The sequence below is a fragment of the Streptomyces sp. HUAS MG56 genome (assembly GCF_058673395.1).
The window spans coordinates 7,912,095-7,930,781 of sequence record NZ_CM178722.1; the positions used below are offsets into that span (position 1 = coordinate 7,912,095).

General features: G+C 71.1%; 16 protein-coding genes. 2 read left to right on the top strand and 14 right to left on the bottom strand.

Translation table 11 applies throughout. The features are described from left to right. Positions 1 to 7: 7 nt before the first annotated feature. Positions 8 to 502: an NUDIX domain-containing protein gene (locus AC4OXY_RS37005; protein ID WP_356025408.1), complete on the bottom strand. Its 495-nt coding sequence runs from the start codon at positions 500 to 502 to the stop codon at positions 8 to 10. 28 nt (positions 503 to 530) lie between these two features. Continuing rightward, positions 531 to 1,622 (bottom strand): ADP-ribosylglycohydrolase family protein, encoded by a 1,092-nt coding sequence (locus tag AC4OXY_RS37010; RefSeq protein ID WP_491991787.1) that lies wholly within the window; start codon positions 1,620 to 1,622, stop codon positions 531 to 533. Between the two features lie 202 nt (positions 1,623 to 1,824). Between AC4OXY_RS37010 and AC4OXY_RS37015 the strand changes: the two genes are divergently transcribed. Beyond that, a complete protein-coding gene (locus tag AC4OXY_RS37015) occupies positions 1,825 to 2,943 on the top strand; it encodes a glycerate kinase (RefSeq protein ID WP_491994695.1) in 1,119 nt (372 codons plus the stop codon). A gap of 42 nt (positions 2,944 to 2,985) precedes the next feature. Here AC4OXY_RS37015 and AC4OXY_RS37020 read toward each other — a convergent pair whose 3' ends face one another. The 10 genes from AC4OXY_RS37020 to AC4OXY_RS37065 form a co-directional block, all read right to left on the bottom strand. Next, the gene (locus AC4OXY_RS37020; RefSeq protein WP_491991788.1) at positions 2,986 to 4,245 is read right to left on the bottom strand and encodes an alpha/beta fold hydrolase; all 1,260 of its coding nucleotides are present in this window, start codon (positions 4,243 to 4,245) and stop codon (positions 2,986 to 2,988) included. Between the two features lie 225 nt (positions 4,246 to 4,470). Continuing rightward, positions 4,471 to 5,292 carry a CDP-diacylglycerol--serine O-phosphatidyltransferase gene (gene pssA, locus AC4OXY_RS37025; RefSeq protein WP_356025455.1) on the bottom strand — a complete coding sequence of 274 codons (822 nt, stop codon included), beginning with the start codon at positions 5,290 to 5,292 and terminating at the stop codon, positions 4,471 to 4,473. 22 nt (positions 5,293 to 5,314) lie between these two features. After that, the gene (locus tag AC4OXY_RS37030) at positions 5,315 to 5,971 is read right to left on the bottom strand and encodes a phosphatidylserine decarboxylase (RefSeq protein WP_071384624.1); all 657 of its coding nucleotides are present in this window, start codon (positions 5,969 to 5,971) and stop codon (positions 5,315 to 5,317) included. A 183-nt stretch (positions 5,972 to 6,154) separates the two neighbouring features. After that, entirely contained in the window at positions 6,155 to 7,360 is a 1,206-nt protein-coding gene (locus AC4OXY_RS37035) for an acyl-CoA dehydrogenase family protein (protein WP_356025414.1), read from the bottom strand. Positions 7,361 to 7,363: 3 nt separating this feature from the next. Then, positions 7,364 to 7,888 carry a MaoC family dehydratase gene (locus tag AC4OXY_RS37040; protein WP_356025415.1) on the bottom strand — a complete coding sequence of 175 codons (525 nt, stop codon included), beginning with the start codon at positions 7,886 to 7,888 and terminating at the stop codon, positions 7,364 to 7,366. A 15-nt stretch (positions 7,889 to 7,903) separates the two neighbouring features. Further along, positions 7,904 to 8,923, bottom strand: coding sequence for an HpcH/HpaI aldolase/citrate lyase family protein (locus AC4OXY_RS37045; protein ID WP_356025417.1), 1,020 nt, complete (start codon positions 8,921 to 8,923; stop codon positions 7,904 to 7,906). Beyond that, positions 8,920 to 10,968 (bottom strand): protein meaA, encoded by a 2,049-nt coding sequence (locus AC4OXY_RS37050; RefSeq protein ID WP_491991789.1) that lies wholly within the window; start codon positions 10,966 to 10,968, stop codon positions 8,920 to 8,922. Before AC4OXY_RS37050 ends, AC4OXY_RS37045 begins: the two co-directional genes overlap by 4 nt. A 26-nt stretch (positions 10,969 to 10,994) precedes the next feature. Next, the gene (gene ccrA, locus AC4OXY_RS37055) at positions 10,995 to 12,332 is read right to left on the bottom strand and encodes a crotonyl-CoA carboxylase/reductase (protein ID WP_362820834.1); all 1,338 of its coding nucleotides are present in this window, start codon (positions 12,330 to 12,332) and stop codon (positions 10,995 to 10,997) included. Positions 12,333 to 12,734: 402 nt separating this feature from the next. Next, the gene (locus AC4OXY_RS37060) at positions 12,735 to 13,550 is read right to left on the bottom strand and encodes a TetR family transcriptional regulator (protein WP_356025421.1); all 816 of its coding nucleotides are present in this window, start codon (positions 13,548 to 13,550) and stop codon (positions 12,735 to 12,737) included. A 160-nt stretch (positions 13,551 to 13,710) separates the two neighbouring features. After that, a complete protein-coding gene (locus tag AC4OXY_RS37065; RefSeq protein WP_356025423.1) occupies positions 13,711 to 15,522 on the bottom strand; it encodes a 3-hydroxyacyl-CoA dehydrogenase family protein in 1,812 nt (603 codons plus the stop codon). A 385-nt stretch (positions 15,523 to 15,907) separates the two neighbouring features. On the opposite strand from AC4OXY_RS37065, the gene AC4OXY_RS37070 reads away from it, so the two are divergent. Continuing rightward, positions 15,908 to 16,492 carry an adenylosuccinate lyase gene (locus tag AC4OXY_RS37070; protein WP_356025425.1) on the top strand — a complete coding sequence of 195 codons (585 nt, stop codon included), beginning with the start codon at positions 15,908 to 15,910 and terminating at the stop codon, positions 16,490 to 16,492. Between the two features lie 27 nt (positions 16,493 to 16,519). Here the strand turns inward: AC4OXY_RS37070 and AC4OXY_RS37075 are convergent, their stop codons facing one another. Beyond that, on the bottom strand, positions 16,520 to 16,918 hold the full coding sequence (locus tag AC4OXY_RS37075) for a RidA family protein (RefSeq protein ID WP_356025427.1): 399 nt from the start codon (positions 16,916 to 16,918) through the stop codon (positions 16,520 to 16,522). 60 nt (positions 16,919 to 16,978) lie between these two features. Continuing rightward, the gene (locus AC4OXY_RS37080) at positions 16,979 to 18,541 is read right to left on the bottom strand and encodes an alpha/beta fold hydrolase (protein ID WP_491991790.1); all 1,563 of its coding nucleotides are present in this window, start codon (positions 18,539 to 18,541) and stop codon (positions 16,979 to 16,981) included. Between the last annotated feature and the right edge of the window lie 146 nt (positions 18,542 to 18,687).

Sequence of the window (18,687 nt, forward strand, 5' to 3'; positions counted from 1 at the left end):
GCCGTCGCTAGGCCACCCGGTGGCCGTTCTCCAGTTCCGCCGTGCCGGAGCCGTCCGCGAGGACGTCCAGACAGACCAGCACGCGGCGGCCGAGTGCGCCGGGCAGGTGGTCGGTGATCTCCTCGCGCGCCACCAGGCGCCAGGAAAGCAGCTCCTCCTCCTGGAGCCGGACGGACCTCAGGTCGGACTCCGTGAGGACACCGCCGTCGTACAGGTAGGCCACCAGCGGCGGGCGGGCCTCGCCGCGCACCCAGTCCACGGCCAGCAGCCGGCCCGGCGCCCGGTCGAGACCGATCTCCTCCAGGGTCTCGCGGCGCGCGCCCTCGCGGGGGCCCTCGCCGTCGTCGGACTCGATCGTGCCGCCCGGAAGCGCCCAGCCCTCACGGTAGTTGGGCTCGACGAGCAGCACCCGCCCCTCGGCGTCCCGGAAGAGCACGGCGGCACCGGCGAGGACGCGCGGCAGGCTCGCGATGTACGTGGCGAAGTCTTCAGTCGTGGTCATTGCGGCAGCCTAACCAGCCGCCGCACGGCTACGGCGCGGCCGTCGCCAGGCGCAGGGTGCGTTCCGCCAGCGCACTGATCCGTGCGCCGTCGAATCCGGACACCGCGCTCCGTACCGTGTCCCGCAGCGGCTCCGTCCACGGGGCAGGGATACCGGCCGCGCCGGTGCGGACCCCGGCCACCGAGCCGGCGGTCGCCCCGTTGGAGTCGGTGTCCAGGCCGCCGCGCACGGTCAGGGCGATGGTCCGGGTGAAGTCGTCGTCGCCGTACAGCAGTCCTGCGGTCAGCACGGCGGCGTTCGGGACGGTGTGGATCCAGCCGAGCCCGGCGGTCTCCTCGGACAGCGTGGCCAGGGTCTCCTGCCAGGACAGCCCGGACTCGTGCAGGGCGGTGACCCGCCGTACGGTCCGGGCGAGCCGGCTGCTCGCCGGGATCACGCCGAGCCCGCCCTCCACCGCGTCCCGCACGCTCGGCGCGGTGAACGCCGCCGCGATCAGCGCGGCCGCCCACATGGCGCCGTACACCCCGTTGCCGGTGTGGGACAGCACCGCGTCCCGGCGGGCCAGCCCGGCGGCGCGGACCGGGTCGCCGGGGCAGACCCAGCCGTGGATGTCGGCGCGGATCAGCGCCCCGATCCACTCCTGGTAGGGGTTGTGGTACGTCGCCGTCAGCGGCGGCCTGAGCCCCGCGACGAGGTTGCGGTACGCGGCCCGCTCCGCGGTGAAGGTCTGCAGATACGGCAGCCTGAGCAGCCACAGGCCGCCGACCTGCTCGGTGCTGAAGCCGAAGCCGTGGGTCTCCAGCAGGTCCAGGCCGAGGACCGTGTAGTCCACGTCGTCGTCGCGGCAGCTGCCCGCGACGCCGCCGCGCACGCAGGCCCGCCACTCCGGGCGCAGCACCGCCCGGTCGGCCGGGTCGACGGGCTCGGGCAGATAGCCGGTGAGCGGCAGCGCACCGGCCCGGCGCAGATAGCGGTCGATGCGGTCGCGGGTCCACACCTCGCCCTGTTCGACCGGTTTGCCGAGCATGTTGCCCGCGATCCGGCCGAGCCATCCGCCGTGGATGCGGTCGGCGAGGTCCGGCCCGGTGCGCTGCGGGGCGGAGGCGGGCTGGAGGGTCATGGCTGGGGTGTACCCGTTTTCCCAGGGCGCTCCCCGTTTCCCCCGGGCACTCCCAGCCGCTTCCCAGCCTTCGGTCGGGGCATGACGGCGGGGGCTGCTTGCGGTTATGGTCGCAGCGGCGCGACTGGCCCTGACGTGCGCGGGGCCCGGAGAGCAAGGGGAAAGCAAGGTGGCGGACGCAAGCGTGGACGAGCCCTGTCGGGTGCTCGTCGCCGCGGACAAGTTCAAGGGCTCGCTGACGGCCGTGCAGGTCGCCGAGCGGGTGACGGCCGGGCTGCGCCGGGTCGTGCCGGACGTCGAGGTCGAGGCGCTGCCCGTGGCCGACGGCGGCGACGGCACCGTGGACGCGGCGGTCGCGGCCGGTTTCGAGCGGCGCGAGGTGCGGGTCGCCGGGCCGCTGGGCGAGGAGGTGACGGCCGCGTACGCGCTGCGCGGCACGACCGCGGTCGTGGAGATGGCGGAGGCCAGCGGCCTCCAGCGGCTCCCGGCCGGTGTCTTCGCGCCGCTGACCGCATCGACGTACGGCTCCGGAGAGCTGCTGCGGGCCGCGCTGGACGCGGGCGCGCGGACGATCGTGTTCGGCGTCGGCGGCAGTGCCACGACGGACGGCGGCGCAGGGATGCTGTCGGCGCTGGGCGCGCGGTTCCTGGACGGGGACGGCGAGCCGGTGCCCCCGGGCGGCGGCGGCCTCGCCGACCTGGCCCGCGCCGACCTGTCCGGCGTGGACCCCCGCCTCTCCTCGGTCGAACTGGTACTGGCGAGCGATGTCGACAATCCGCTGACCGGGCCGAAGGGCGCACCGGCCGTCTACGGCCCGCAGAAGGGCGCCTCGCCGGACGACGTGGACACCCTGGACGCGGCGCTCGCGCACTACGCGAAGGTGCTGGAGGCGGCCGTGGGGCCGCGGGCTGCCGAGTACGCTGCGGCGCCGGGCGCGGGCGCCGCGGGCGGCATCGGCTACGGCGCCCTCCTCCTGGGCGCCCGCTTCCGCCCCGGCATCGAGGTCATGCTCGACGTCCTCGGCTTCGCGCCCGCGCTGGAGCGGGCCTCGCTGGTGATCACCGGCGAGGGGTCGCTGGACGAGCAGACACTGCACGGTAAGGCACCGGCGGGTGTCGCCTCGGCGGCGCGGGCCGCGGGGAAGCCCGTGGTCGCGGTGTGCGGACGGCTGGCGCTTCCCGGGGAGGCGCTGCTGCGGGCGGGGATCGAGCGGGCGTACCCCCTCACCTCGGTGGAGCCCGACGTCGCGAAGTGCATGGCGGACGCCGGGCCGATCCTTGAGGACGTGGCAGAGCGGATCGCGGGAGACCGGCTGGTCTGAGCGGGAGCCGGACAGCGGGCGGGCGGGGCGCCCGCCCAGCGGTTATTGCAGGGGCGTGAGCTCGCCGTCCGCGTCCCGCAGGTAGCTCCCGGTCGTGAGACCCTCCACCTTGCCGTCGTCCAGCCACTGCCGTGACATGTGGTGCAGGAACGTGGCCGGGCGTTCCCAGGCCATCATGTGTCCGGCGTTCGTGTAGCAGAACATGAGCTTCTGCGGCCCGGCGATGGCGTCGTAGAGGTCCGGGACGGAGAAGTGCGCGACCGGGGGCAGCGTGGCCGCGTTGTTGGCCTGCTTGTCCAGGGCGCCGTAGGCGATGAGCACGGGCACCCGGCCGCCGAGCACGGGGGTGCCCGTGGCGTCCGCCAGCGGTGCGGTCTGGTCGTTCCAGCCCCACCAGTAGGTGTTCCGGAAGCGCAGCACGCCCGCGGGCGGGCCGTACGGCACCGCGGGCGGTCCCCACTTCAGGCCGGTCTCGTCGGTGGCGATCATCGTCTCCCACACCTGGTCGTCCATGCCCGGCTCCCGCTGATCGGGGCTGCCCTGCTCGATGTCCCACGAGGTCGCGAAGCCGGACTTGCTGTTGACGTTCAGCGGGAAGCCGAAGAGGACGGCCGGCTGGGACACCGGCAGGGCCACCGGCAGCCCCTGTGGGTCGAGCGGGCGGCCGAAGGGGTTGTCTGGCTGTGTGGACCAGCGGCCCCGGGGCGGGAAGATCGGGGCCAGCAGGATGAGGCGGGCGACGTTCTCCGGGTGCTGGATGGTGTAGGGCCCCATCACGAACGCGGCCGCGGACCAGCCGATGAACTCGATCGGCTTGTCCCGGTCGGGGGACAGACCCCGGATCATCCGGACCACGGCGTCCAGCTCCGCCCACTCGCTCTCGGAGTTGCCCAGCTGGTGAGGGTAGAGAGGGGCACATGCCTGCGGCAGTGGGTTGGGGACCAGCACCGGCAGTTGCTGGGCCGGGTTGGCGTTGCACGGATCGTTCATCACGTCCGGCCGTGTGGACTCGCCGTTGCCCTGGAGGTCCATGATGAACACGTCGTAGCCCGCTTTGGCGAGGTACTGCGCCCAGCTGTACCGGTCCTCGGCGCCGCCGTCGCCGAAGCCGTGGGGCAGCACGAGGTCGTAGGCCGCGGCCGCCGGTGCGCTCCTGCCGTGGAGCATCAGCACCGGCCTGTGGTCCTGGGTGGGTGGGGTGCCGTCGTACTCCCGCACGAACAGGGTCACCTCCGCGCCGGCGTTCGCCGGAATGGTGGACTGGTACGTGATGCTGCGGTCTGTGATGTTGATCTTGGTCATGGTCGGATCCTGTCCGAGATGGCGAGAGGGCCCCCTGGGCCGTGGCACATGCCAACGGCAACCCCCCTCAATCCACCGTCCTCTCCCGTGCGGACTGTCGCAACTCGGCGGAAAACAACCGTAATTGACTGCTCAACGGGCAATCGGGCGCAGCTCTTGAACGCGAAACGGGTGTGGCCCGAGCCGCAGGGGCTCGGGCCACACCCGGGGTGCCGGCGAGGAGGATCAGGGCAGCTGCGCCGCCCGCGCCTCACGGCGGTTGTCGCGGAAGTTGTTCACCCGGCGAGCCGTGGCGAACAGCGGGATCACCGCGCCCATGACCAGCTGGAGCGCACAGCCCGTCTGGAGCAGCAGCTGTCCGCTGGGCGCGTCGAAGGCCCAGGCGGCCAGCAGGCCCATGTTCAGCACGATCCAGGACAGCATGGCCCCGGCCAGGCGGCCCCGCGGCTTCGGGTACTCCACACGGCTCACCATCAGCCACGCGGTGCCCAGGATGGCCAGGAGCGTGGCCACGAAGGGCAGCTCCAGGAGCACGATCGAGACGACCGTCAGCGCCCCGAACGGGCTGGGCATGCCCTGGAACATGCCGTCCTTCATCGTCACGCAGGAGAACCGGGCGAGTCTGAGCACGACCGCCAGCAGCACCACGATCGCGCCCAGCGCCGCCATCCGCTGGTGCGCGTCGTCGGCGACCATGCCGTAGACGAGGACGAAGTACGCGGGCGCGAGCCCGAAGCTGATCAGGTCGGAGAGGTTGTCCAGCTCCGCGCCCATCGGGGACGAGCGCAGCTTCCTGGCCACCAGTCCGTCGAACAGGTCGAAGACGGCCGCGCAGAGCATCAGGATGACGGCCGTGGCCGCGCTGTGCCGCGCCATGCCCGCAGACTCGTCCTTGCCCGTCAGGTGCGGGATCAGGATGCCGGTGGTGGTGAAGTACACCGCCATGAAGCCGCACGTGGCGTTGCCGAGCGTGAGGGTGTCCGCTATCGACAGGCGCAGAGAGAGAGGCATCTCCTCTTCTTCGTCCACCTCGTCGGCCTCGGGCACCCAGCCCGCCTGGGTCTCCGGATCAATCACGGTCAATGCGAGTCACCCCAGCCACGGTCTTCTGTCCGACCTCGACCGCGACCTCCACGCCCTCGGGCAGGTAGAGGTCGACACGCGAGCCGAAGCGGATCAGACCGATTCGGTCGCCCTGCTCGACCTTCGTGCCCTCGGGGAGGTAGGGCACGATGCGGCGGGCCACCGCGCCAGCGATCTGGATCATCTCGATGTCGCCGAGTTCGGTGTCGAAATGCCAGACTACGCGCTCGTTGTTCTCGCTCTCCTTGTTGAAGGCCGGAACAAAGCCGCCGGGGACGTGCTCGACGGACGTCACCGTGCCCGCGAGGGGCGCGCGGTTGACGTGGACGTTCAGCGGGCTCATGAAGATCGCGACGCGGGTGCGCCCGTCCTTCCACGGCATGATGCTCTGCACCACACCGTCGGCCGGCGAGATGACCCGGCCCCGGGCGATCTCGCGCTCGGGGTCGCGGAAGAACCACAGCATGCCCGCCGCGAGCGCGGTGGCGGGCACGGCGACGGCCTTGGCGGCGCCCGAGCGGCGGGCGCGGGCCAGGCTGAGGGCTGCGGTGGCGACGGTCGGGAGGAGCCACGGCGATGCTCCGCGCGCGAGGCGTACGCCGGCCAGGCTGTCTCGATGTGCAGAGGTTTGGCTGTGGGGCATGGATGACCTTCGTAGCGGATGATGCCGCGCGGTATGACGGGGGACGGCGGCTTTCCCGGGATCGTACCGGTCGCGGGCCGCAACTCGGCAAGCCAGGAAGCCGAGTCGGCGGCCGAAGAACGGCTGAACGACGAGTACGGGGTGTGATCTTCTTCTCGAAGAAAACACCCCGTACCCGGACAATCAGCCCTGGAAACGATACTCTTCGAGCAACCTGCGACCGATGATCATTTTCTGGATTTCGGCGGTACCTTCACCGATGAGCAGCATCGGCGCCTCGCGGTACAGACGCTCGATCTCGTACTCCTTCGAGAAGCCGTAGCCGCCGTGGATGCGGAAGGCGTCCTCGACGACCTCCTTGCAGTACTCCGAGGCCAGGTACTTCGCCATCCCGGCTTCCAGGTCGTTGCGCTCCCCGGAGTCCTTCTTGCGGGCGGCGTTGACCATCATCGCATGGGCGGCCTCGACCTTGGTGGCCATCTCGGCCAGCTTGAACTGGATCGCCTGGTGCTGGGCGATGGGCTTGCCGAAGGTGTGCCGCTGCTGGGCGTAGCTCACCCCCAGCTCGAAGGCGCGCTGGGCGACGCCGCAGCCGCGGGCGGCCACGTTCACCCGGCCGACCTCGACGCCGTCCATCATCTGGTAGAAACCGCGGCCGGTGACGCCGCCGAGCACCCGGTCGGCCGGCAGCCGCAGGCCGTCCATGATCAGCTCGGTGGTGTCGACGCCCTTGTAGCCCATCTTGTCGATCTTGCCGGGGATGGTGAGGCCCGGACGGACCTCGCCGAAGCCCGGCTCCTTCTCGACCAGGAAGGTCGTCATCGACTTGTGCGGGGCCGTGCCCTCCGGGTGGCCTTCGTCACTGCGGACGAGAACGGCCACGAGCGAGGATGTGCCGCCGTTCGTCAGCCACATCTTCTGGCCGTTCAGGACGTACTCGTCGCCGTCCCTGACCGCCTTCGACGTGATCGCCGACACGTCGGAGCCCAGGCCCGGCTCCGACATCGAGAAGGCGCCGCGGATGTCGCCGGCGGCCATGCGGGGCAGGAAGTGGTCCTTCTGCTCCTGCGTGCCGTGCTGCTTGAGCATGTACGCGACGATGAAGTGGGTGTTGATGATGCCGGAGACGGACATCCAGCCGCGGGCGATCTCCTCGACGCACAGCGCGTACGTCAGGAGGGACTCGCCCAGGCCGCCGTACTCCTCGGGGATCATCAGACCGAACAGGCCGAGTTCCTTCAGCCCGTCGACGATCGCTTGCGGGTACTCGTCGCGGTGCTCCAGCTCGGTCGCGACAGGAATGATCTCCTTGTCGACAAAGTCCCGGACGGTGGAGAGGATCTCCTGCTGGACGTCGGTCAGACCGGCGGTCTGGGCGAGACGGGCCATGGCCTACTTCTCCGTCTTTTCCGTAGGTGCGTTGAGTTCGGGGCGGCCGGGCTGCTCGCCGCCGCGCTCCTTGATGTACGTCTCGGTCGGCACCATCACCTTGCGGCGGAAGGTGCACACGAGCGTGCCGTCCTGCTTGTAGCCCTTCGTCTCGACGTAGACGATCCCGCGGTCGTTCTTCGACTTCGAGGGCCACTTGTCGAGCACGGTCGTCTCGCCGTAGAGCGTGTCGCCGTGGAAGGTCGGCGCCACGTGCTTGAGCGACTCGATCTCCAGGTTGGCGATCGCCTTGCCGGAGATGTCCGGCACGCTCATGCCGAGCAGCAGCGAGTAGATGTAGTTCCCGACCACCACGTTCTTGCCGAAGTCCGTCGTCTTCTCGGCGTAGTTGGTGTCCATGTGGAGCGGGTGGTGGTTCATGGTGAGGAGACAGAACAGGTGGTCGTCGTACTCCGTGACCGTCTTTCCGGGCCAGTGCTTGTACGTCGCCCCGACCTCGAACTCCTCGTACGTGCGTCCGAACTGCATTGCGCTCAGGGCTCCTTAGCCGGCGGGGATCTCGAACTTCGACGTGCGCTGCATGCCGGCGGCCCGGCCCTTGCCGGAGATGACCAGGGCCATCTTGCGGCTGGCCTCGTCGATCATCTCGTCGCCGAGCATCGCCGAGCCCTTCTTGCCGCCCGCCTCGGACGTGTAGTAGTCGTACGCGTCCAGGATCAGCTCGGCGTGGTCGTAGTCCTCCTGGGAGGGCGAGAAGATCTCGTTGGACGCCTCGACCTGGCCCGGGTGCAGCACCCACTTGCCGTCGAAGCCGAGCGCGGCGGCCCGCTGGGCGACCTCGCGGTAGCCGTCGATGTTGCGGATCTGCAGGTAGGGGCCGTCGATCGCCTGGAGGTTGTTGGCGCGGGCGGCCATCAGGATCTTCATCAGGATGTAGTGGTAGGCGTCCGCCGGGTAGCCGGGCGGCTGCTCGCCCACGACGAGGGACTTCATGTTGATGGAGGCCATGAAGTCGGCCGGGCCGAAGATGATCGTCTCGACGCGCGGGGAGGCCTGCGCGATGGCGTTGACGTTGTTCAGGCCCTGCGCGTTCTCGATCTGCGCCTCGATGCCGATCTTGCCGACCTCGAAGCCCATGGTCTTCTCGATCTGGGTCAGCAGCAGGTCCAGGGCGACGACCTGCTCGGCCGTCTGCACCTTCGGCAGCATGATGCAGTCGAGGTTCTGGCCGGCGCCCTCGACCACCGTCACGACGTCGCGGTACGTCCACTCGGTCGTCCAGTCGTTGACGCGCACGACGCGCGTCTTGCCCGTCCAGTCGCCCTCGTTGAGGAACTTGACGATGGTGTGCCGCGCCTCGGGCTTGGCGAGCGGCGCGCACGCGTCCTCCAGGTCCAGGAAGACCTGGTCCGCCGGGAGGCCCTGGGCCTTCTCCAGGAAGCGCGGGTTCGAGCCCGGTACGGCCAGGCAGGAGCGCCGCGGGCGAAGGCGGTTGACAGTCGAAAGGGGCGCGGCGGAGCCGCTCGTCAGAGGGGCGGTGGCGGGCGACGGGTGGGCCGTCATGCGGGGACCTCCAGGGGGTCGAGCTTGTTCGCTTTCCGGATCTCGTCGACGATGGCGCCGATGATTCCGGTGATGTCGAAGTCCTTCGGGGTGAAGACGGCGGCTACTCCGGCGGCCCTGAGCTGCTCGGCATCACCATTCGGGATGATGCCACCGGCGATCACCGGTATATCTGTGGCACCGGCCACACGCAGCCGCTGGAGTACGTCCGGGACGAGCTGGGCGTGCGAGCCGGACAGGATCGACAGGCCCACCGCGTGCACGTCCTCGGCCAGGGCCGCGTCCACGATCTGCTCCGGGGTGAGCCGGATGCCCTGGTACACCACCTCGAAGCCGGCGTCACGGGCGCGCACCGCGATCTGCTCGGCGCCGTTGGAGTGACCGTCCAGGCCGGGCTTGCCGACCAGGAATCGCAGCTTGCCCACCCCGAGGTCGCGGGCGGTGGCGTCGACCCGGGCGCGCACGTCGGCGAGCGCGGAGCCCGCCTCGACGGGGACCGCGACCGGGGCCGAGGAGACCCCGGTGGGCGCCCGGAACTCGCCGAAGACCTCGCGCAGCGCGCCCGCCCACTCGCCGGTCGTGACCCCGGCGCGGGCGCACTCCAGCGTGGCCTCCATCAGGTTCTCGGTGCCCTTGGCGGCCTCCTTCAGCCGCTCCAGCGCCTTGCACGGGCGCGGGTGGTTGAAGGGCGGCTGGTAGCGCGTGTCGCGCCAGTGCTGGAGCGCGGCGATGACGCGGGCCTCGACCGCCGGGTCGACCGTCTGGATCGCGGTGTCCAGGTCGGCCGTCAGCGGGTTCGGCTCGGTGCCCTCGAAGGCGTTGACACCGATGATCTTCTCCTCGCCGGACTCGATCCGGGCCCGGCGCTCGGCGTGCGAGGAGACCAGCTGCGACTTCAGGTAGCCGGACTCGACGGCGGCCATCGCGCCGCCCATCTCCTGGATCCGGCCGATCTCCGCGAAGGCGTCGGCGACCAGCTGGTCCACCTTCGCCTCGATCACCTTCGAGCCCTCGAAGATGTCCTCGTACTCCAGCAGGTCGCTCTCGTAGGCGAGCACCTGCTGGATGCGCAGGCTCCACTGCTGGTCCCAGGGCCGGGGCAGGCCCAGCGCCTCGTTCCAGGCGGGGAGCTGGACGGCACGCGCGCGTGCGTCCTTGGACAGCGTCACGGCCAGCATCTCCAGCACGATCCGCTGGACGTTGTTCTCCGGCTGCGCCTCGGTCAGGCCGAGCGAGTTGACCTGGACGCCGTAGCGGAACCGGCGCTGCTTGGCGTTCTCGATGCCGTACCGCTCGCGCGTGACCTGGTCCCAGATGCGGCCGAACGCCCGCATCTTGCACATCTCCTCGACGAAGCGGACGCCCGCGTTGACGAAGAACGAGATCCGGGCGACCACGTCGCCCATGCGCTCCGGCGGCACCTGGCCGGAGTCGCGCACGGCGTCGAGGACCGCGATGGCGGTGGACATCGCGTACGCGATCTCCTGCACCGGCGTGGCGCCGGCCTCCTGGAGGTGGTAGCTGCAGATGTTGATCGGGTTCCACTTGGGGATGTGGGACACCGTGTACGCGATCATGTCCGTCGTCAGCCGGAGCGAGGGCCCCGGCGGGAAGACGTGCGTCCCCCGGGACAGGTACTCCTTGACGATGTCGTTCTGGGTCGTCCCCTGGAGCTTGGTGACGTCCGCGCCCTGCTCCTCCGCGACGACCTGGTAGAGCGCCAGCAGCCACATGGCCGTGGCGTTGATCGTCATCGAGGTGTTCATCTGCTCCAGGGGGATGTCCTGGAACAGCCGGCGCATGTCACCGAGGTGCGAGACGGGCACGCCGACCCGGCCGACCTCGCCGCGGGCGAGGATGTGGTCCGGGTCGTAGCCGGTCTGCGTCGGCAGGTCGAACGCCACCGACAGGCCGGTCTGGCCCTTGGCGAGGTTGCGCCGGTACAACTCGTTGGACGCCTCGGCCGTGGAGTGGCCGGCGTACGTGCGCATGAGCCACGGCCGGTCCTTCTCCCGCTTGCTCTCGGGGGGCTGACGCTCTGTCATCTATGACCTCGGGTGTCCTCGTGTCCTCAGATGTTGCGGAAACGGTTGATGGCGTCGATGTGCTGGGCGCGCATCTCCTCGTCGCGCACTCCGAGGCCTTCCCCGGGCGCGAGGCACAGCACGCCGACCTTGCCCTGGTGCAGGTTGCGGTGGACGTCGTAGGCGGCCTGCCCGGTCTCCTCCAGCGCGTACACCTTCGACAGGGTCGGGTGGATCTTGCCCTTCGCGATGAGGCGGTTGGCCTCCCAGGCCTCGCGGTAGTTGGCGAAGTGCGAGCCGATGATGCGCTTGAGGGACATCCACAGGTAGCGGTTGTCGTACTCGTGGTTGTACCCGGAGGTCGAGGCGCAGGTGACGATCGTGCCGCCCTTGCGGGTGACGTAGACGGAGGCGCCGAAGGTCTCGCGGCCGGGGTGCTCGAAGACGATGTCGACGTCCTCGCCGCCGGTCAGTTCACGGATGCGCTTGCCGAACCGCTTCCACTCGCGCGGGTCCTGGGTGTTCTCGTCCTTCCAGAACCGGTAGCCCTCGGCGCTGCGGTCGATGATCAGCTCGGCGCCCATCCTCCGGCAGATCTCGGCCTTCTGGGGCGAGGAGACGACACAGATCGGGGTGGCGCCGCCGGCGAGCGCGAACTGCGTGGCGTACGAGCCGAGTCCGCCGCTCGCGCCCCAGATGAGGACGTTGTCGCCCTGCTTCATCTGGGCGCCGTTGCGGGAGACCAGCTGGCGGTAGGCGGTGGAGTTGACCAGGCCCGGGGCCGCCGCCTCCTCCCAGCTCAGATGGCCCGGCTTCGGCATCAGCTGGTTGGACTTGACGAGCGCGATCTCGGCGAGGCCGCCGAAGTTGGTCTCGAAGCCCCAGATGCGCTGCTCGGGGTCGAGCATCGTGTCGTTGTGCCCGTCGCTCGACTCCAGCTCGACGGACAGGCAGTGCGCGACGACCTCGTCACCGGGCTTCCAGGCGTTGACGCCCGGGCCGGTGCGCAGGACGACGCCCGCGAGGTCGGAGCCGATGACGTGGTACGGCAGGTCGTGCCGCTTGGTGAGCTCGCTGACCTTGCCGTAGCGCTCCAGGAACCCGAACGTGGACAGCGGCTCGAAGATCGAAGTCCACACCGAGTTGTAGTTGACCGAGGAGGCCATGACGGCCACCAGGGCCTCGCCCGGGCCGAGTTCGGGCACGGGCACCTCGTCGAGGTGGATCGACTTGCGCGGGTCCTTGTCGCGGGTCGAGAGCCCCGCGAACATCTCCGTCTCGTCCTTGTGCACGGTGATCGCGCGGTACGACTCGGGGAGCGGCAGGGCGGCGAAGTCGGCGGACGTGGCGTCCTTCGACTGGATCGCGTCCAGGATGTCCTTCATGGTCACGGTGTTGCCTCCGGCGGTGAACGCCCCTGAGGGAGGGGGCGCTGAGGGTTCGTCGGTGCTGCTGAGGGTTTTCGGTGCTGAAGGTGCCGTCGGTTCGGCGCAGTGGTGTTTCGGCAGCGCTTTGTGGCGCGGGAGGTTGCCTGTGACGCAGGCGTCCGGCGCACGAGCTGGTGGGCTCGCCGGGACAGGCCGGACACCTTCAACGTATGACACCGCGTGTCAGGTGGCAAGGCACTGAGTGCCAGAACAAGCCCTCAGATGAAATCTTTACGTAACAAATGAGCGATGATCGATCGAACGCGTCCGGAATTCTGCTCAAAAACGGGCCCTGACATGGCAAAACGGCCACCCCGAGGGGTGGCCGTCATCACAGCCGGGAGACGGGAGGAGAGGCGCTCAGCGCTCCTTGAGTGCCTGCTCGATGGTCCGCATGACCTCCTCCAGCGGGGCGTCCGTCCGGGCCACCGTCACCAGGACCTCCCCCTGTACCGACGACGTGGCCGGGGCGGCGGGCGTCCGCGGTGCCGGGCCGCGGCCCGCGCCGATCCCCGTGCCGAACGTCTTGCGCACGATCGCGAAGGCGTGGTCGAGCTGCGTCTCCACGTCCCCCTGCCCGCCCGCCCGCAGCCAGCGCCGCAGGACGTGGTTGTGGGCGGTGACGACGGCGGAGGCGGCGACCTCGGCCAGCAGCGGGTCGTCGCCCACGTCGTCGGCGTGCGCGTGCTCGTCGAAGTGACCGAGCAGGTAGCGCGTGAACAGGCGCTCGTAACGGGCCACCGAGGCGATCTCGGCCTCGCGCAGGGTGGGCACCTCGCGGGTGAGCTTGTAGCGGGCGACCGAGATGGCCGGCTGCGCCGCGTACATCTTCATGACTTCCTTGATGCCGCGGCACACGGTGTCGAGCGGGTGCTCGTGCGCCGGGGCGGCGTTGAGGACCGCCTCGGCGCGGACCAGCGTGTCGTCGTGGTCCGGGAAGATCGCCTCTTCCTTGGAGCGGAAGTGGCGGAAGAAGGTGCGGCGGGCCACCCCGGCGGCGGCCGCGATCTCGTCGACCGTGGTCGCCTCGTACCCCTTGGTCGCGAACAGCTCCATGGCTGCGGCCGCCAGCTCCCGGCGCATCTTGAGCCGCTGGGCGGCGGCGCGACTGCCTGCGGCACTTTCCGGCGCGTCGGGCGTAGCTGGTGTACGTGAGGACTTGGCGGGCTGGGACATGCCCCGAACGTACTGCATGTGCGCAGCTCTTTGCGCAGGTGTGGGGGTTTCCCCACCCGGGACGGGCGGGGGGCCGCCTGCCCGGGCGGGGAGGAAATGCACGGCGGGATCGAGCAGCCCGCCCCAGTCCGTCTCCGCGGGGGACCAGTCGCCGACGCCGTCAGCGGCGGGCATACTCGCGAAAGCCGCGGCCGGTCTTGCGGCCGAGGCAGCCCGCCGCCACCAGGTGCTCCAGCAGCGGGGCCGGGGCGAGGCCCGGGTCGCGGAACTCGCGGTGCAGGACCTTCTCGATGGCCAGCGAGACGTCCAGCCCGACCACGTCCAGCAGCTCGAAGGGGCCCATCGGGTAGCCGCCGCCGAGCTTCATCGCGGCGTCGATGTCGTCGAGGGACGCGTAGTGCTCCTCGACCATCTTGATCGCGTTGTTCAGGTACGGGAACAGCAGCGCGTTCACGATGAAGCCGGCCCGGTCGCCGCAGTCCACCGCGTGCTTCCTGATCTTCGCGCAGACCTCGCGGACGGTGGCGTGGACGTCGTCGGCCGTGAGCACGGTCCGCACGACCTCGACCAGCTTCATCGCGGGCGCCGGGTTGAAGAAGTGCATGCCGATGACGTCCTGCGGGCGCGAGGTGGCGCGGGCGCAGGCGACGACGGGCAGCGAGGAGGTGGTGGTGGCGAGGACCGCGCCGGGCTTGCAGACCTTGTCCAGCGTCCGGAACAGCTCCCGCTTGACCTCCAGGTCCTCGGCGATGGCCTCGACGGCCAGGTCGACGCCGGCGAAGGCGTCGTAGGACCCGGCCGGGGTGATCCGGTCCAGGACCTGGGCGGCGGCCTCGGCGGTCAGCCGGCCCTTGTCGACCGAGCGGGACAAGGACGTGCCGATCCGGGCCTTGGCGGCCTGCGCCTTCTCCTCGCTGCGGGCGGCCAGCACGACCTCGTAGCCCGCCTTGGCGAACACCTCGGCGATGCCGGAGGCCATGGTGCCCGAGCCGGCGACGCCGACCGAGCGGACGGTGCGGCCGGCGGCACCGGTGGTCCCGTCCGCCGGGGTCAGGGCGTCCGGGACGACCGTGGCGCTGCCCGGCGCCTCGTAGCTGTAGAAACCGCGCCCGGACTTGCGGCCGGTCAGGCCCGCCTCGCTGAACTGCTTCAGGATCGGCGCGGGGGCGTGCAGCCGGTCGCGGGACTCGGCGTACATGGCCTCCAGGACCGTGCGCGCGGTGTCGATGCCGATCAGGTCCAGCAGGGCGAGCGGGCCCATCGGCAGGCCGCAGCCGAGCCGCATGGCCGCGTCGATGTCCTCGCGGGAGGCGTAGCGGGCCTCGTACATCGCGGCGGCCTGGTTGAGGTAGCCGAACAGCAGGCCGTCGGCGACGAAGCCGGGGCGGTCGCCGACCGCGACGGGCTCCTTGCCGAGTTCCATGGCGAGGTCGGTGACGGCGGCGACGGCGCTCGGCGCGGTCAGCACCGAGGAGACCACCTCGACCAGCTTCATCGCGGGCGCCGGGTTGAAGAAGTGCAGGCCCAGCACCCGCTCCGGGTGCGCGGAGTCGGCGGCGAGCCGGGTCACGGACAGGGCGTTGGTGCCGGTGGCGAGGATCGTGTCGGGGCGGACGACGCCGTCCAGCTCGCGGAAGATCCGGTGCTTGACCTCGTACGACTCCGGGGCCACCTCGATGACGAGGTCGGCGTCGGCCGCCGCCGCGAGGTCGGTGCCGGTGCGCAGCCGGCCGAGGGCGTCGGCGCGCTCCTGCTCGGTGAGCCGGCCGCGCTCCACGGCGCGTGCGGTGGAGGCCTGAAGGGCGGTGACGCAGCGCGCGGCCTGGGCCTCGCTGACGTCGATGCCGATCACCTCGCGGCCGGCCTTCACGAGGACCTCGGTGATGCCGGTGCCCATGGTGCCGAGACCGACGACGGCGATCGTCTTCGGTGTGGCGGCGGTGCCGGACTGGGGGGACAGGGGAGTGGCCATCGCGGGACTCCAGAAAAGAGGGTGACGACGAGGAGCGCGCCGGGTGCGCCGAAGACGCACCACGGGGCGTGAAGAATGCGGGTGTTGCCGGGCTGCGAGCGCACACGCCCGGTGGTGCCGGTGCCACGGGCGCGCACAACGCCCGTACGAACGGCGGGAATCCGACCGGCCCTGTCCCGGAGCCCGGCCGTACATCGGTACTGGCGTACCGAACCGACTACGCGTGCGGCGGCTGCGTCACCAAACCGTCGCCAGCGGAAGATGCGAGTGGGTAACTCGCTCGTCTGAGCTTAACCGGCGGGTAACGAGCGCGCCAGAGGGGCGCTCGCATCGGACTGTGTGATGTAGCTCCCCCCGCGGCCGCCACCCGCCTACGCTGGACTTCGTGGACGAAGAGTTGCGATCGCTCACGGAGCGCTTACGGCAGGAGTCGCGCGGCTCGGCGGCGTTCGACCGGCTGCTGGCGACGCAGGACGACGACGAACTCGCGGAGGTGCTCACCGCCCCAGGACAGCCGCTGTGGGCCAGGGAACTGGCCGCGTTCCGCCTCGGGCGCGCGGGCGACCGGCGCGCCTTCGAGTCGCTGGTCCTGCTCCTCAACCACCGTGACCCCCCGCGCTGCGCCTCCGCCGCGCACGCCCTGGCCCGCCTCGGCGATCCGCGCACCGCCCGCGCCGCCGCCGCCCTCGCCACCAACGAACTGCGCGTCGCCTACGCCCTGCACCCGGTGCGCCTGCTGGCCGCACTGCGCGCCCCGGAGTCCGTGCCCGCGCTCATCACCACCCTGGAGCGCCGGCTGCGCCCGCACGACCCCTACCGCAGGGTCGCCCTCGCGTGCGTGGAGGGCCTCGGCACCCTCGGCGATCCCCGCGCCCGCCGGGTCCTGAACGAGGCGCTGGCCCACCCGGCCCTCGCGGAGGCGGCCGTGCACGCCCTGGCGCGCATCCCCCAGCAGAGGGAGGCGAGGTGACACCGGGTCAGCGGCCGCCCGGGGCGCTCACCCGGCCACCACCGCGAGCGCCTCGACCTCCATCAGGAACTCCGGCGCGACCAGCCCCGCCACCCGGACCGCGGAGGACGCGGGCAGCCGGTCGTCGGGTATGTGGGCGGCGCGGGCCGCGCGGATCGCCGGCAGATGGGCCGTGTCCGTCACGAAGTAGGTCAGCTTGACGACGTGCTCGAATCCGGCGCCCGCGGCGGCCAGGCACCGCCGCAGATTCTCGAACACCTGCCGGGCCTGCGCCGCGGCGTCGCCCGCGCCGACCAACTCCCCCTTCTCGTCCAGGGGAAGCTGACCGGACACGGCGACGAGCCGCCCGCTCGCGGTGACCACATGGCTGTACTGGGCGGCGGGCGCGACGCCCTCGGGGGCGGGAATGCGGATCGGTTCGCTCATGGGTCCCATGGTGACCCACGGCACTGACAACGCCCCGAAAAGGGGCCGCCGCCGGCGCCCTTACGGGCGCGTCCCGAGCAACCGGTGGAGTGCCCACCCCGGCGAGGACGCCGACGCCCGCCCCGTCCGCGGCTTCGGGTCGGCGGTCTTCGCGCACACCGCGTCGGCCGTACCGGCGGCAGCGCGCGGTACCCGGCCGTCCGCCAGATAGGCGCTCAGATACCGGTCCAGGCAGGGGTTCCCGCCCAGCGTGATCCCGTGGTTGCCGCCGCCCTGCTCGACCACCAGGCTGGAGCGGGCGAGCAGCCGGTGCACCCGGACACCGCCGGGGTACGGCGTGGCCGCGTCCTCGGTCGCCTGGAAGAGCAGCACCGGCGGCAGCTCGGCGTTGGCGACGTTCACCGGCGCGCGCCGCACGCCCGGCCAGAACGCGCACGGCGCGTTGTACCAGGCGTTGTTCCAGGCGAAGAACGGCGCCTTGTCGTACACCCGCCAGGTGTCCGCGCGCCACCGGTTCCAGGAGGCGGGCCAGGAGGTGTCCCGGCACTGCACCGCCGAGTAGACGCTGTAGCCGTTGTCTCCCGCGTGGTCCACGGCGCCGAGGTTCTCGTACGCCTCCACCAGCGGCCCGGTCTCGCCCTCGCGGACGTACGCCGAGAACGCCTCGGCGAGGTAGGGCCAGTAGCCGTCGTAGTAGCCGCCGGGGACGAAGGTGTCCTCCAGCTCTGCGGCGCCGATCTTGCCGGCGGCCGGCTTCTTCGCCAGGGCCGCGCGCATCGCGTACCAGCGGGCCTCGATCCTCGCGGGGTCCGTGCCGAGGTGGTACGTGGCGTCGTACCGGGCGATCCAGGCCATCAGGGCGCGGTGGCGGTCGTCGAAGGCGTAGTCCTGGCCGATGTTGTCCCGGTACCAGACGCCGGTCGGGTCGACGATCGAGTCGAGCACCAGGCGGCGCACCCGCGTGGGGAACAGCTTGGCGTAGACCGCGCCGAGATAGGTGCCGTAGGAGTAGCCGAAGTAGTTGAGCTTCGGGGCGCCGAGGGCCGCGCGGATGGCGTCCATGTCGCGTACGGCGCCGACGGTGTCGATGTAGGGCAGTACGTCGGCGTGTCTGCGGAAGCAGGCGGCGGTGAAGGCCTTCGCGCGCGCGAGGTTCGCCTGTTCCAGCGCCGGTGTCACGGGCAGGGAGTCCGGGCGCACCGGCTTGGCGTGGCCGGGCGAGCAGTCCAGCGCGGGGGAGGACGCGCCGACGCCGCGCGGGTCGAAGCCGACGACGTCGTACTGGGCGGCGACGTTCTTCGGCAGCGCGGAGGCGACGAATCCGGCGAGCCGCAGCCCGCTGCCGCCGGGGCCGCCGGGGTTGACGAGCAGCGGGCCCTGGAAGGTCTTCGCCGTGTGCGGGACGCGGGACAGGGCGAGCGTGATCTGCCGGCCCGCCGGGTTCGCGTGGTCCAGCGGCACCTTCAGAAAGGCGCACTGGAGCGTCGGGTAGTCGCCGGAGCCGCACTTCTTCCAGGCGAGCCGGGCGGCGGGGGCGGCCGGGGTCCCGTGCGCGGGGACGGCGGTGACCGAGCCCGCCACCACGGCGGCGGCAGCGCACAGCACGGCTGCGCGTCTTCTCATGGGTCCTCCCGGGACGGCGGGGTCGGCGGACCGTGATGATCACGCCGTTCGCCGCATCGTCCCGGCCCAGGGGGCCGAAGCTAACGTATTACGGGCTTACTTGACCCGATTGCGCCGTCCGATGCCCTCGAACGCTCCCACCCGGA

What these genes read in the sequence shown, in the direction of transcription:
- AC4OXY_RS37040 (WP_356025415.1), bottom strand. Translation starts at nt 7,888, where the DNA reads ATGCAGTTCGGACGCACGTACGAGGAGTTCGAGGTCGGGGCGACGTAC.
- AC4OXY_RS37020 (WP_491991788.1), bottom strand. Translation starts at nt 4,245, where the DNA reads ATGACCAAGATCAACATCACAGACCGCAGCATCACGTACCAGTCCACC.
- ccrA (WP_362820834.1), bottom strand. Translation starts at nt 12,332, where the DNA reads ATGAAGGACATCCTGGACGCGATCCAGTCGAAGGACGCCACGTCCGCC.
- AC4OXY_RS37045 (WP_356025417.1), bottom strand. Translation starts at nt 8,923, where the DNA reads ATGACGGCCCACCCGTCGCCCGCCACCGCCCCTCTGACGAGCGGCTCC.
- AC4OXY_RS37075 (WP_356025427.1), bottom strand. Translation starts at nt 16,918, where the DNA reads ATGAGCGAACCGATCCGCATTCCCGCCCCCGAGGGCGTCGCGCCCGCC.
- AC4OXY_RS37080 (WP_491991790.1), bottom strand. Translation starts at nt 18,541, where the DNA reads ATGAGAAGACGCGCAGCCGTGCTGTGCGCTGCCGCCGCCGTGGTGGCG.
- AC4OXY_RS37060 (WP_356025421.1), bottom strand. Translation starts at nt 13,550, where the DNA reads ATGTCCCAGCCCGCCAAGTCCTCACGTACACCAGCTACGCCCGACGCG.
- AC4OXY_RS37050 (WP_491991789.1), bottom strand. Translation starts at nt 10,968, where the DNA reads ATGACAGAGCGTCAGCCCCCCGAGAGCAAGCGGGAGAAGGACCGGCCG.
- AC4OXY_RS37030 (WP_071384624.1), bottom strand. Translation starts at nt 5,971, where the DNA reads ATGCCCCACAGCCAAACCTCTGCACATCGAGACAGCCTGGCCGGCGTA.
- AC4OXY_RS37065 (WP_356025423.1), bottom strand. Translation starts at nt 15,522, where the DNA reads ATGGCCACTCCCCTGTCCCCCCAGTCCGGCACCGCCGCCACACCGAAG.
- AC4OXY_RS37035 (WP_356025414.1), bottom strand. Translation starts at nt 7,360, where the DNA reads ATGGCCCGTCTCGCCCAGACCGCCGGTCTGACCGACGTCCAGCAGGAG.
- AC4OXY_RS37010 (WP_491991787.1), bottom strand. Translation starts at nt 1,622, where the DNA reads ATGACCCTCCAGCCCGCCTCCGCCCCGCAGCGCACCGGGCCGGACCTC.
- AC4OXY_RS37005 (WP_356025408.1), bottom strand. Translation starts at nt 502, where the DNA reads ATGACCACGACTGAAGACTTCGCCACGTACATCGCGAGCCTGCCGCGC.